The sequence below is a fragment of the Brevundimonas vitisensis genome (assembly GCF_016656965.1).
GTDB classification, from domain to species: domain Bacteria; phylum Pseudomonadota; class Alphaproteobacteria; order Caulobacterales; family Caulobacteraceae; genus Brevundimonas; species Brevundimonas vitisensis.
On sequence record NZ_CP067977.1, the window covers coordinates 499,798 to 511,737 of the forward strand.

Below are 11,940 nucleotides of genomic sequence, written 5' to 3' on the forward strand. Positions count from 1 at the left end.
CAAGCCAGCGGCGACCCCGAAAGCTGCCGTGAAGGCCGCCCCCGCAGCCAAGGCTCCGGCTGCAAAGGCCGCTGCCAAACCCGCCGCCAAGCCTGCGGTCAAGAAGGCCCCGGTCGCCAAGGCTGCGCCGAAGGCCGCCCCGGCGCCGAAGCCTGTGGCCGCAGCCCCGGAAGCAGCACCGGCCGTAGCTGCCGCCCCCGCCTCAGCCCCGGCCACGGCACCCGCTCCGAAGCCTGTCGAAGCGCCCAAACCGGCAGCGGCGCCAACGCCGGCCGCCAAGGCCCAGCCCAAGGGCTTTTTCAGCAAGCTGGCCGACATCGTGTTCGGCAAGCGCTGATAGCCTCAGTCGTGAATTGAAGAAGCGCCGGACGGTCATCCGTCCGGCGCTTTTTCTTTGTCCGAAGACAGCGCGTCAGGCGGCCGGCAGGTCTTCGGCCAGGATCGCCATTTCGAACATGAACGAGCCGTCGCCGTCCTCATCTTCGAAGACCACGCCGATGAACTCGTCATCGACATAGACCTCGGCGGAATCGGCCTGTTTGCGGGCCTTCACCTGGATGCCGCCATGATTGAAGGTGCGCTTCAGGTGCGTCTCGACGCGTTTCAGGTCAGTGTCTTTCACGGTCGGGCCTCTTGGTCTTTTTGTGGGCTGAGAGAGCGGCGGACCCTAGGCGTCAGGCAGGGGGATGTGAACCCCTGCTCCCAAGGTCAGATGACGAAGTCGTAGACCACGTCGGCCAGAGTGTGGTCCATGGTGCGGGCCGGAGTGGCTTCTGTGGGGCAGTTGACCAGCCGGGCGGGTACCCCCGCCACCGTGCACCCGGCAGGAACCGGCTTCAGCACCACCGAGCCAGAGGCAACCTTGGCGTAGTCGCCGACCAGGATGTTGCCCAGAACCTTGGCCCCGGCACCCAGCAGAACCCCTCGGCCGATCTTGGGATGCCGGTCACCGCGTTCGGCACCGGTTCCGCCCAGGGTGACGCCGTGCAGCATGGAAACTTCATCGCCGACGACTGCGGTCTCGCCGATCACCACGCCTGTGCCGTGATCGATGAAGATGCCGGCCCCCAGAAGCGCCGCCGGATGAATGTCGACCTGGAACAGCTCCGAAATCCGGCTCTGGAAGTGGAACGCCAGGGTCTCGCGCCCCTGCCCCCACAGCCAGTGCGCCACGCGCCAGGCTTCCAGGGCCTGAAAGCCTTTGAAGTACAGAAAGGGCTGCAGGAGCGAACGGATCGCTGGGTCTCGCTCCGCCACCGCCTGCAAATCCGCTTCGGCCGCGGCCACGATGCCAGGATCGGCGGCGAACGCGCCCAGCGATACCTCGCGGATCGTCATCGCGCCGAGCTCGGAATCGCCCAGCTTGCGCGCGATCTGGAAGCTCAGGGCTGCGGCCAGATCGCTGTGCGACAGGATGACGGCATTCAGCAGAGACGCCAGGCGAGGCTCGTCGCGCACCGCATCGGTGGCGGCGGCCCGCAACTGATCCCACAGGCTTTCAGATGTCGGCACGATTTCCAGATGGGCCATGGGGGCCTCCGTTCCCGATCAGTCTAGCCGATGCAGCATCGCGTGCGCCAGCCAGCCGGGCAGCTGCCCTTCACGCGCCATATGGTACGCCTTGTAGGCGGTCGCCACCGTCAGGGCGTCCCGGACAGCCCCGCGCTCGATTTCAGCCATCAGCGTCAGATAAGGGACACGCGCCACGGCAATGACCTCTGTCGGGTCGGGTGCGGTCGGTGCCGGCGACAGGTCCCAGGCCAGCCAGGTCATGGCCCGTTCGTCGGTGATGGAGTTGGACAGGTCCAGGCTCAGGACCGGCCGCCACGACCGCGCCGTCAGACCCGCCTCCTCGGCCAGTTCGCGCTGGATACCCGCCAGGGGGTCCTCCCCCTCCGGCCCGCCGCCTTCGGGCATTTCCCAGGAATAGGACTTGAGAGCGAACCGCTGTTGTCCCACCAGGGTCACCGTCCCATCGGGATGAACGGGCAGAACGCCCAGCGCCAGGTTCTTCGGGCGCATGACGACATAGTCGGCTACCGCCCCGGTCGGAGCGGTCGCCGCGTGCCGGGTCAGGCGCATCCACGGATTCTCGAACACCGTCTCGGCGCCCGCGTCCTGCCAGGCGGGGGGATGGGTCGCCGGGTTGTCCCAGGACGGTGAGGGGCAGTCTTCGTGATCTTGCATGGGCGGGGTATGGCGCCTGCGGCCCACGACGCCTAGCTGCACAGTATGACCTCTTTCGATCTCGGCACTCCCCTGCCCCTGCCAACACCGTCCGACGAACTGCTCCGACGGCTGGCCACACGCCGATCCGCCCCGGCCCAGAGCCTGGTCGGGCCGGGCCCCGACGCGGCCCAGTTGCAGGAGATCCTGACCCTGGGGGCCCGCACCCCCGATCACGGCAAACTGTTCCCCTGGCGCTTCGTCGTGCTGGGGCCCCAAAGCCGAGCAAGGATCGCCGACGACCTGCGGGCCCTCGCCATACAGAAGGGGCTGCCGGACAAGGCGCGTGCCGTGCTGGCCAAGCTGGTAAATCCACCGCTCAGCATCCTGGTGGTGTCGACAGCCGCACCGGCCTCCAAACCCGTCTGGGAGCAGGAGCTGTCCGCCGGAGCCGTCTGCATGAATATCGAACACGCTGCGGGTGCCCTGGGGTTCGCCTCCAGCTGGATCACCGACTGGTACAGCTATGAGCCCGAAGCCACGGCCCTGTTCGGACTGACGGGCGCGGAAAAGGTCGCCGGTTTCATCCACATCGGCAGCCTGTCAGAGCCGCCGCTGGAGCGCGAACGTCCCGACGTGGCGGCGATCACCACGATTCTGCCCTGACGATTGCCGCCTTTGCAAACCCATGTTTTAGTCGGTCGGTCTTCGCGAGGGTCAGGATGAAGCGGTATCGGTCATTGGCGGCCTTGATGGCCCTGTTCGGCGCGACCACGGCGCTGGCCCAGGACGCGGTGCCCTTTGCCCCATCCGGCACCTGGTTCTTCCGCACCGATGCCCGTGCGAATGGCCGCCCTGTCTGTTCAGAGTGGTGGACCTTTGGCCCCGGCGACCAGATGCTGGTCAACAGCGGCGAGGAAAAGGTCAACAAGCGCTTCCGCGTCGAGCAGGACGACACCGGCCTGTGGCTGGTCACCGAGAATCTGGCGACCAACGGCCTGCCGGACTGCATGGGGCAGTCGTCCGCGACCGTCTCGCCGGGAGAGAACCGGATCTATCTGGTGCCTATGAATGGCGGGCGGGTGCTGACCTGTCCGGCCCCGGGGCGTACGCCGGACGGCGCGCCCTATGTCTCCGGATGCTATGGGGCCATCATGCCTGCCGATCAGGTCGGCTGACCTCTGGCACCGGTCGGTGGACCAGGGAGACCAGGACCACGCTGATGATCATCAGCAGGAACCAGGCCCCCAGCTTTTGCAGCGACACCGGCTCCCATCCCGCTGATTGATCGGGATAGACCCAGGCCCGCCCGAAGGTGCCCAGGTTCTCGGCAAACCAGATGAACAGGGCCACCAGCCCATAGCCCAGCAACAACGGCATGGCCCGGCGGGTCCGGTCGGCGGTGAAAAAGAACCACCCCCGTCCGAACAGCAGCACCGTTGCCGCGAACAGGCCCAGCCGCACGTCCGGCAGCCAATGGTGAGCAAAGAAGTTCACATAGATGGCCGCCGCCAGCACCCAGGTCGTCCACAGCGGCGGATAATGACTGACGCCGATGTCGAAGATGCGCTGGACCCGCGCGATATAGCTGCCGACCGCCGCATACATGAAGCCGGTGAAAAGCGGCACCGCCCCGATCCGCAGCAGCGAGTCTTCCGGATAGACCCACGACCCGTGGGCCGTCTTGAACAACTCCATCACCGTCCCGGCGATGTGGAACAGGAAGATAACCCGCGCCTCTTCCCAGCTTTCCAGCTTCAGCGCCAGCATGGCCGCCTGGATGGCGAGGGCAGCCACGACCAGGAAGTCATACCGGCTGACCGGGGCCCCGTCGGGCCACAGCAAATGGGTCCCCAGGATGAGCGCCAGCATCGCGCCACCAAACAGACAGGCCCAGCCCTGATTGATGCCGAACATCAAAAACTCGAAGGCACGGCGAGACCAGACCCCGCGATCGGCCGCCGTCTGCAGGCGAACCAGCCAGCGACGCCCCCAGGCCTCAAGCGGAAGGCGTCTGGCCATGGTCACTGACGGCTCACGCCAGGCCGGCCAGAACCGTCAGAACCCCCAGGCCGAGGGACAACGGCACGCGCAGGGCCAGCCACCCTGCCGGTGTCAGGCCGCAGGTCTTCATCCGCCAGTCGACGAAAAGGCTTCCCGCAATGGCCAGCCCCAGGATCACCAGGGACGGACCCGGCCACTCACCGCCGGTCGCCCAGGGCCAGGCCGTCGCCAGGGCGATCAGGGACGGCCCCACGGCCGCGAACCAGATCCAGTTCGGGACGCGCGCGCCACTGGCTGCGGCCAGCCCCCACCACAGGCCGCCCAGAAAACTGAAGATCAGGGCCGCATAGGCATAGCCTACGCTAAGGGCCGTGAACCGCTCTGCATCGCCGCCCAGGGTCAGTGTGGCCACGACCAGGACCTGCGGCAGCAGCCCGGCAAAGCCGAGCGCCAGGGCCAGTCTGGGAAGCCCAGTTCCCGGCCCGGAAGGCGCGTCCTGCGTCGCTCCCTGCATACCTAGCCCCGCCCGCGATAGGTCGGCACGCCCTGATCGGGCAGCCACAGGCCTTCCGGCGGGGCTCCCGTCTGCCAGAAGACGTCGATGGGGATGCCGCCGCGCGGATACCAGTATCCGCCGATGCGCAGCCAACGCGGGGACAGCAGGTCCGCGATCCGCTTGCCGACTGCGACCGTGCAGTCTTCATGGAATGCCCCGTGGTTGCGGAAACTGGTCAGGTAGAGCTTCAGCGACTTGGATTCGACCAGCCAGTCGCCCGGCGCATAGTCGATCACCAGATGCGCAAAGTCCGGCTGGCCCGTCACGGGGCACAGGCTGGTAAACTCCGGCGCGGTGAACCGAGCCAGGTAAAGGTCGCCCGGATGCGGATTGGGCACCCGTTCCAGCACGGCGGTTTCAGGGCTGGTCGGGGCGGCGATCTGGACGCCAAGCTGGGACAGGCCGGAGATGTCTGTGGTCATTGAATGCGACTTGCGAAGCCCGGCCGTGCGCGGGCATGGTGGAGTGGGGTACGGGGAGATACGGCGATGACGCAGCATGATCAAAGCCTAATGGCGTTTGCGGCCGCTTGCGTGCTTGCGGTGGTTTTGGCTGCATCCTCCGCTGGGGCGACCTCCGACCAAGATCGCCCCGGCAATAAGGATACAGGGAATGTCCAAACCGCCACTCAGAACGAAGAGTATATTTATCCTTTTAGGTCCGAGTGGGCCCAGGCCCTAGTTCCCGAGTTCCCGCCCGAAGCTCTTTCATCCGGCATAGTTGATGGGAGGGTGGTAGTAGACTGCGCAATTCAGGCTGATGCGTCACTAGCGGACTGTCGTGTCATAACGGAAACTCACCAAGGTGCCGGGCTAGGCACCGCTGTGCTAGCCGCTGCTGGTCGGGCCCGGCTACCGAATTACCGACCACTTCGAGCAGGTAGAGCCCGCACATCTTATGCCGTGCGGTTCTCAGCCCCTGCACCTGTAGTTCAGGTTTTTAGTACAGACCGCCCCGTCATCGTGCCCGGTCCGGTATACTCTCCGGGTGCTCTTGCTGCACGACCCATGACCATACTGGCCCCCGCATGGTCACGGTCGCCGAGACCCGAATTTCCGCTCGATGCAGTTGAGCGCGGAATAAGCTCGGGCTTAGTCGGAGCCTCCTGCTCCGCTCTCGCAAATGGTCGTGTTGTTCAGTGCGAAGTCCTTTACGAAGAGCATCCTGGACTTGGATTCGGGGATGCCGCGCTCGCAAGCTTGCGCCAAGCGGTGCTCAGCCCTCGCACTGTTGATGGCGCGGCACCGAACTCCAAGGTCCTGATTTGGCTGGCCGTCACGAATTCACCGCAGGCAAACTAGCAGAACACGCGATTGCCTTCCCCCACGACAGCCCGCTATCCGTAGTCAAACAAAACGCGGGGAGAACGTCATGGCCATTCCGGCTTCGCTGCAAAAAGGTCTGAAACTGCCGGCGATCGCCGCGCCCATGTTTCTGGTGTCCGGCCCTGACCTGGTGGTCGAGACCTGCAATGCCGGGGTGATCGGCACGTTTCCGTCGCTGAACCAGCGCACGACCGAGGGCTATCGGGAGTGGCTGCAGGAGATCAAGTCGCGGCTGAACCCCGATGCGGCCGCGTTCGGCGTCAACCACATCGTTCACCCGACCAATCCCCGCCTGATGGCCGACATGATGGTGTCGGTCGAGGAGAAGGTGCCCCTCATCATCACCTCGCTCGGGGCCGTGCGGGACGTGGTCGATGCGGTGCATGGCTATGGCGGGGTGGTCTTCCACGACATCGCCAATGTGCGCCACGCCCGAAAGGCGGCCGAGGCCGGCGTCGACGGGCTGATCCTGGTGGCAAACGGCGCGGGCGGCCATGCGGGCGTCGTCCATCCCTTTGCCCTGATCGAGGAGGTCCGGACCTTCTTCAGCGGCACCCTGATCCTGTCGGGCTGTATCTCGACCGGGCGCGACATCGCCGCCACGCGCATGCTGGGAGCGGACTTCGCCTATCTGGGCACACGCTTTATCTCGACGGACGAATCGATGGCCCAGCAGGGCTACAAGGAAATGATCGTCGAGGCCGGCGCCTCGGACATCACCTATACGCCCGCCGTATCGGGCATCCCGGCCAACTTCCTGACGCCCTCACTGATCGCTAACGGCATCGATCCCAAATCCCTGCCGGACCACAAGCTGGACATGGCGGACGAGGCCAAGGCCTGGAAAACCGTCTGGTCGGCGGGCCAGGGTGCGGGCGGCGTGCATGATATTCTGCCGACGGCCCAGCTGGTCGCACGGCTGAAGTCCGAATACCGTCAGGCCGCTGACGATTTTGCCAAAGCTGACACCTTCGTCTAGGGAACCTCGCGCGCGAATGCGCGCTAGGAGACCCCGTGATCAAGACTGTCGCCCTCGCCGCATTGCTCGCCGCGCTCGCAAGCCCGGTTCTCGCCCAAGAAGCGCCGGAGTCGCGCGGCCAATGGGGCTTTCTGTTGGGAGCGGCCACCGACAACCGGTCCAAAGGCGTGTCGAAGTCGGACAAGGCCCCCTACGTCTATGGCGTGGCCGAATGGAGCGATAACGCCAACTTCCTCTATCTGGAGAGCGGGTTCGAGACGATCGACAGTTCGACCGGCTCCAACCTGGAGCTGGCGGCTGGCGTTGGCGTGCGGCCCCAGGTCATGGGCTTTGACCTCGACCTGAACCTGACCCGCAAATGGATGGTCGATGCCGCTGCGGGCCAGGATCACAGCGCTTGGGAAGTGACCGCCGACGTCTCGCGGTCGATCGGCCCGGCCGAAGCCCTGGTTCGCGTGCAGCATTCGCCCAACGGCACCGGCAGCACCGAGGCCTGGACCTGGTACGAGGCCCGTCTCAGCTGGGATTTCGACGACCGGCTCGCCGCTTCCGGCTCCATCGGCAAGCGCGATCAGGAGCTCAGCGTTGACTATTCGGCCTGGGATCTAGGCGTCACCTATGCCCTGACCCGTGCGATCCAGGCGGACCTGCGGTGGTACGACACCGACGCCGACACACAGGGACGTCAATATGAGGACGCCCTGGTGCTGGACCTCAGCATCGCCTTCTGACCTCGCAATCGGCCCGAAACAGCCTATGTAGAGGGTATGACTTTTCGACCGACAACTCTCGAACGTGCCTATCAACTGGCGCGCGGCGGCGAATGCCGTACCGTCAGCGACATCAAGCAGAAGCTTCAGGCCGAAGGCTTTGAACGCATTCAGGACAGCCTCTACGGCCCCTCCTTGACCAGTGCCCTACGCAAGCTTTGCCATGAAAACTTCAATGGCAGTCCGGTACCCAGCGAGCAGCAGCAGCCCAGCCAAGCCAGCAGCGACTGATCACAGAGACGTAACTGGGCCTTGCATTCGCCGGAAAGCGGGGGCAAAGCCGTTGCGTCGATCTCTACCGCGTCACGCTCTCGTCCCTCGCTACGCGCAGAGGTCTAAAGCCGATCCGTTCAGACCCGACAGGTCGCAGGGGCTGTTCCCTGGGGCCAACTGCTAACGGAGGTCCTGAAAATGGCTACCGGCACTGTGAAATGGTTCAACTCCACCAAGGGCTACGGCTTCATCCAGCCTGACAACGGCGGCAAGGACGTGTTCGTCCACATCTCGGCCGTCGAGGCTGCCGGCCTGCGTGGCCTGGATGAAAACCAGAAGGTTTCCTACGAGATCGAAGTCGATCGTCGCTCGGGCAAGGAATCTGCTGGCCAGCTGAAGACCGCCTAAGTCTTCCAGATGTCCAAGAAAGGCGGCGGTCGCAGATGCGGCCGCCGCTTTTTTTATTCCAGGCACGCAAATTTCAGCTGAGAGACCCATAGCGGCGTGTCGCTAGGTCTCATTTTCTTGATTCTGCGTATTCGCTTGCGTTCCTGCCCTTAAGCGCCCAATTGAGTGCCAGTCGATCTCTCTGCGAAACGCTGCCCCTTTGCATCGCGCACCGAGGTCCACGCCGATCCTTTCAGACCCGACAGGCCACCAGGGACTTCTCCCTGCGGTCAACGCCAACGGAGGTCCTGATAATGGCTACCGGCACTGTAAAATGGTACAATTCCACCAAGGGTTATGGCTTCATCCAGCCCGATGACGGCGGCAAGGACGTTTTCGTCCACGTCTCGGCCGTCGAAACGTCCGATCTGAACAGCCTGAACGAAGGCCAGAAGATCTCCTACGAAGTCGAGCGCGACAGCCGCTCGGGCAAGGAATCGGCCGGTCGCCTGAAGGCCGCCGAATAGTCCAACGCCGATAGATGGCCTGGCGGTTTCGTCAGGCGGTCCGCAGGGCCGACGCCGCAAGCGTCGGCCCTGACGTCTTTTACGACCTCACGGAGAACGCCATGACCCCGCTTGCCGACATGATCCCGACCATGAACGACGCCGACCTGAAGTCGCTGCGCGCCAATGCCGAACGCCTGATCGCCCAGGGCACCCCGGTTCAGAAGGCCGCCGCCGAAGATCTGATCCCGCTGATCGACGAACAGACCGCTCTGCGCGCCGCCAACAAGCCGGTCGCCGTCAAGAAGCGCGCACCCGCCAAGAAGAAGGTCGCCCCGGCCACCGGCCACCAGACTGCGCTGAACAGCGAAGCGGCCTGATCCCTCAGGCCAAGGCCTGATCCAGATCCGCGATCAGGTCATCCAGGTCCTCGACACCGACAGACAGCCGGATAAGGCTGTCGGTCACGCCGCCGGCGTCGCGGACCGCCTTGGGCACGCTGGCGTGGGTCATGATAGCCGGGTGATTGACCAGGCTTTCGACGCCGCCCAGCGATTCCGCCAGGGTGAACACCTGCACCCGCTCAAGCACCTGTTTGGTGCGTGCGAGGTCGCCATCGATCACGACCGACACCATGCCGCCAAAGCCGCGCATCTGTCGCGCCGCCAGCTCATGCTGGGGGTGCGAGATCAGGCCGGGATAGATGACGCGCGCCACGCCGCCGCCCGGCTTCAGGGCTCGATCCTCCAGCCAGCGCGCCACGGCCATGGCGTTCTCGCAATGGGCCTTCATCCGCAGGCCCAGCGTCTTCAGGCCCCGGTTGGCCAGGAAGGCGTCGAACGGCCCCATGACACCACCGACCGAGTTCTGCAGGAACTTGATCTGGGCCGCGATCTCGGTGTTTCCGGCCACCAGAACGCCGCCGATGATGTCGGAATGGCCGTTCAGGTATTTGGTCGCCGAGTGCATGACCACATCAGCCCCCAGGCTCAGCGGCTGCTGGCAGAAGGGGGTAGCGAAGGTGTTGTCGACAACGAGCAGAAGCCCATGGGCCTTGGCCACGGCCGACAGGGCCGCGATGTCGGCGATCTTCATCAGCGGATTGGTCGGCGTCTCGACCCACAGCATGCGGGTCTTGTCCGTGATCGCCGCCTCCACGGCCGCAATGTCGCTGAGGTCGACATAGGCAAAGTCCAGGCCCATGGAGCGACGGCGCACCCGCTCGAACAGCCGCCACGACCCACCATAAAGGTCATCACCCGTGACGATGTGCGATCCGGCGTCCAGCAGCTCCAGCGCGGTTGAGGTGGCCGCCATCCCGCTGGCGAAGCCGAACCCCTGAACCCCGCCCTCCAGGTCGGCGATACAGGCCTCGAAAGCCTCGCGCGTCGGGTTCTTGCCGCGCGCGTACTCATAGCCCTTGTTCACCCCGGGGCTTTCCTGGGCATAGGTCGAGGTCGCATAGATCGGCGTCATCACCGCACCCGTCGTCGGGTCCGGACGCTGTCCAGCATGGATGGCGCGGGTCGAGAAACCCTGGCTGTTCTTCAAGTTTGCCATGGACTTACCGGTTCAGGCTGAGGTGATTGATCAGATCGACCCGCGCGATCAGACCGACAAAGGTCTCGCCGTCCAGCACGATCGCCACACGGTCCCGGTCGAACAGTGGGATCAGGGCGTCCAGCGGTTCGGTGACCTGCACGGTGTCCAGATCGCGCGTCATGGCCGACGACACCGGCTTGGCGAAGCGCTCCTTACGCGTGATATCGTCGGTGTTCATGATGTGAACGATGTCGCTTTCGTCCAGAATTCCGACCAGGCGTCCGTCCTGAATGACCGGAAGCTGCGACACATCATTTGCCCGCATACGTTTGAATGCACTATCCAAACTGTCATCGGGTCCGGCGACCACCACGTCACCATTCGCATATTTCCGCGTAATGAGGTCGGACAGATTGCCGACGATCGGGTCATCGCCCAGGCCCTGATCGGCCAGCCAGGCGTCGTTGTAGACCTTGGACAGGTATTTGGCCCCGGTATCGCACACGAAGGTCACGCAGCGCTTCGGCTCCGTCTGCTCGCGACACCACCGCAAGGCCGCCGCGATCAGGGTTCCCGAGGACGATCCCGCCAGGATCCCCTCCTTCAGCAACAGATCGCGCACCGTGGCGATCGCCTCGGCATCGGGAATGGAATAGGCCTTGTCGATCAGGCTGATGTCGGCCGTATCCGGCACGAAATTCTGTCCGATACCTTCGACCGTATAGCTGCCCTCCGGCCCCGGCACGCCGTCATTGACGATGCCCGCCAGGACCGAACCCACCGGGTCGGCCAGGACGATTTCCGTCTTGGCTCCAACGCTCTTCAGATACTGAGCCACGCCGGTGATGGTGCCGCCCGAGCCGATGCCGGCGACAAAGGCATCCATCTCATGGCCCATCTGCTCCCAGATTTCAGGCCCGGTCGTGTTCACATGGGCCGCAGAGTTTGCGGTGTTGGCGAACTGGTTGACGTAATAGCCGCCGGGAATCTGCTGAGCCAGGCGCTCGGCCATGTCGGTGTAATAGTCGGGATGACCATGCGGCACATCCGATCGCGTGAGGCGAACATCGGCCCCCATGGCGCGAAGATGCTGAATCTTTTCCTTCGACATCTTGTCAGGAATGACCAGCAAGACCTTGTAACCCTTGGCCTGTCCAACAAGCGTCAGCGCCAGGCCGGTGTTTCCGGCCGTTGCCTCGACGATCGTGCCGCCGGGCTTCAACCAGCCCTCCCTCTCGGCCGCCTCGATCATGGACAGGGCGATCCGGTCCTTGATCGAGCCGCCGGGGTTCTGCGCTTCCAGTTTCAGGAACAGGCGGCAAGGCCCGGTGTCGAGCTTGGTGACTTCGACCATCGGCGTCAGGCCGATCAGGTCCAGCAGGGATCCGGTCGGCGCGGAAAGCACCGGCTTTGAAGCGATCGACATGGGGGCAGACTCCGTTGGGCAGACGCGGCGGAAGCTGATCGCCCGCCGCCCCAAGGTCAACCCGCT

17 protein-coding genes are annotated in these 11,940 nt (G+C 64.7%); 9 read left to right on the forward strand and 8 right to left on the reverse strand.

Annotated features, from left to right (window positions below; all coding sequences use genetic code 11):
* Positions 1-28: 28 nt before the first annotated feature.
* Positions 29-337: a hypothetical protein gene (locus JIP62_RS02425; RefSeq protein WP_201103361.1), complete on the forward strand. Its 309-nt coding sequence runs from the start codon at positions 29-31 to the stop codon at positions 335-337.
* 75 nt (positions 338-412) lie between these two features.
* On the opposite strand, the gene JIP62_RS02430 is transcribed toward JIP62_RS02425, so the two are convergent.
* The 3 genes from JIP62_RS02430 to JIP62_RS02440 all read right to left on the reverse strand — a co-directional run bounded on the left by JIP62_RS02430 (position 413) and on the right by JIP62_RS02440 (position 2,187).
* Positions 413-622, reverse strand: a complete 210-nt coding sequence (locus JIP62_RS02430; protein WP_201103362.1) for a DUF3126 family protein — start codon at positions 620-622, stop codon at positions 413-415.
* A gap of 86 nt (positions 623-708) precedes the next feature.
* Positions 709-1,530: a serine O-acetyltransferase gene (cysE, locus tag JIP62_RS02435; protein ID WP_201103363.1), complete on the reverse strand. Its 822-nt coding sequence runs from the start codon at positions 1,528-1,530 to the stop codon at positions 709-711.
* A gap of 18 nt (positions 1,531-1,548) precedes the next feature.
* Positions 1,549-2,187 carry an NUDIX domain-containing protein gene (locus JIP62_RS02440; RefSeq protein WP_201103364.1) on the reverse strand — a complete coding sequence of 213 codons (639 nt, stop codon included), beginning with the start codon at positions 2,185-2,187 and terminating at the stop codon, positions 1,549-1,551.
* Positions 2,188-2,232: 45 nt separating this feature from the next.
* Between JIP62_RS02440 and JIP62_RS02445 the strand changes: the two genes are divergently transcribed.
* A complete protein-coding gene (locus tag JIP62_RS02445; RefSeq protein ID WP_201103365.1) occupies positions 2,233-2,832 on the forward strand; it encodes a nitroreductase family protein in 600 nt (199 codons plus the stop codon).
* A gap of 56 nt (positions 2,833-2,888) precedes the next feature.
* The gene (locus tag JIP62_RS02450) at positions 2,889-3,344 is read left to right on the forward strand and encodes a hypothetical protein (RefSeq protein ID WP_201103366.1); all 456 of its coding nucleotides are present in this window, start codon (positions 2,889-2,891) and stop codon (positions 3,342-3,344) included.
* Here the strand turns inward: JIP62_RS02450 and JIP62_RS02455 are convergent.
* Genes JIP62_RS02455 through queF form a run of 3 tightly spaced genes read right to left on the reverse strand, consistent with a single transcriptional unit; the run spans position 3,319 to position 5,148 of the window.
* The gene (locus tag JIP62_RS02455; protein WP_201103367.1) at positions 3,319-4,188 is read right to left on the reverse strand and encodes a DUF817 domain-containing protein; all 870 of its coding nucleotides are present in this window, start codon (positions 4,186-4,188) and stop codon (positions 3,319-3,321) included. The two genes, JIP62_RS02450 and JIP62_RS02455, sit on opposite strands and share 26 nt — an antisense overlap.
* Positions 4,189-4,201: 13 nt before the next feature.
* The gene (locus JIP62_RS02460; RefSeq protein WP_201103368.1) at positions 4,202-4,684 is read right to left on the reverse strand and encodes a DUF3429 domain-containing protein; all 483 of its coding nucleotides are present in this window, start codon (positions 4,682-4,684) and stop codon (positions 4,202-4,204) included.
* Between the two features lie 2 nt (positions 4,685-4,686).
* Positions 4,687-5,148, reverse strand: coding sequence for a preQ(1) synthase (gene queF, locus JIP62_RS02465; RefSeq protein ID WP_201103369.1), 462 nt, complete (start codon positions 5,146-5,148; stop codon positions 4,687-4,689).
* A 949-nt stretch (positions 5,149-6,097) separates the two neighbouring features.
* On the opposite strand from queF, the gene JIP62_RS02475 reads away from it, so the two are divergent.
* The 6 genes from JIP62_RS02475 (at position 6,098) to JIP62_RS02500 (ending at position 9,286) form a co-directional block, all read left to right on the forward strand.
* Complete coding sequence (locus JIP62_RS02475; protein WP_201103371.1) at positions 6,098-7,030, forward strand: NAD(P)H-dependent flavin oxidoreductase; 933 nt, start codon at positions 6,098-6,100, stop codon at positions 7,028-7,030.
* A gap of 35 nt (positions 7,031-7,065) precedes the next feature.
* Complete coding sequence (locus JIP62_RS02480) at positions 7,066-7,761, forward strand: TorF family putative porin (RefSeq protein ID WP_230974831.1); 696 nt, start codon at positions 7,066-7,068, stop codon at positions 7,759-7,761.
* A gap of 36 nt (positions 7,762-7,797) precedes the next feature.
* Positions 7,798-8,031, forward strand: a complete 234-nt coding sequence (locus JIP62_RS02485; RefSeq protein ID WP_201103372.1) for a hypothetical protein — start codon at positions 7,798-7,800, stop codon at positions 8,029-8,031.
* Positions 8,032-8,211: 180 nt separating this feature from the next.
* Positions 8,212-8,421 carry a cold-shock protein gene (locus JIP62_RS02490; RefSeq protein ID WP_201103373.1) on the forward strand — a complete coding sequence of 70 codons (210 nt, stop codon included), beginning with the start codon at positions 8,212-8,214 and terminating at the stop codon, positions 8,419-8,421.
* 293 nt (positions 8,422-8,714) lie between these two features.
* Complete coding sequence (locus JIP62_RS02495) at positions 8,715-8,927, forward strand: cold-shock protein (RefSeq protein WP_201103374.1); 213 nt, start codon at positions 8,715-8,717, stop codon at positions 8,925-8,927.
* Positions 8,928-9,028: 101 nt separating this feature from the next.
* Positions 9,029-9,286 (forward strand): hypothetical protein, encoded by a 258-nt coding sequence (locus JIP62_RS02500; protein ID WP_201103375.1) that lies wholly within the window; start codon positions 9,029-9,031, stop codon positions 9,284-9,286.
* A gap of 4 nt (positions 9,287-9,290) precedes the next feature.
* Here JIP62_RS02500 and JIP62_RS02505 read toward each other — a convergent pair whose 3' ends face one another.
* Complete coding sequence (locus JIP62_RS02505) at positions 9,291-10,466, reverse strand: cystathionine gamma-synthase (RefSeq protein ID WP_201103376.1); 1,176 nt, start codon at positions 10,464-10,466, stop codon at positions 9,291-9,293.
* Between the two features lie 4 nt (positions 10,467-10,470).
* The gene (locus JIP62_RS02510) at positions 10,471-11,874 is read right to left on the reverse strand and encodes a pyridoxal-phosphate dependent enzyme (RefSeq protein WP_201103377.1); all 1,404 of its coding nucleotides are present in this window, start codon (positions 11,872-11,874) and stop codon (positions 10,471-10,473) included.
* Positions 11,875-11,940 lie beyond the last annotated feature (66 nt).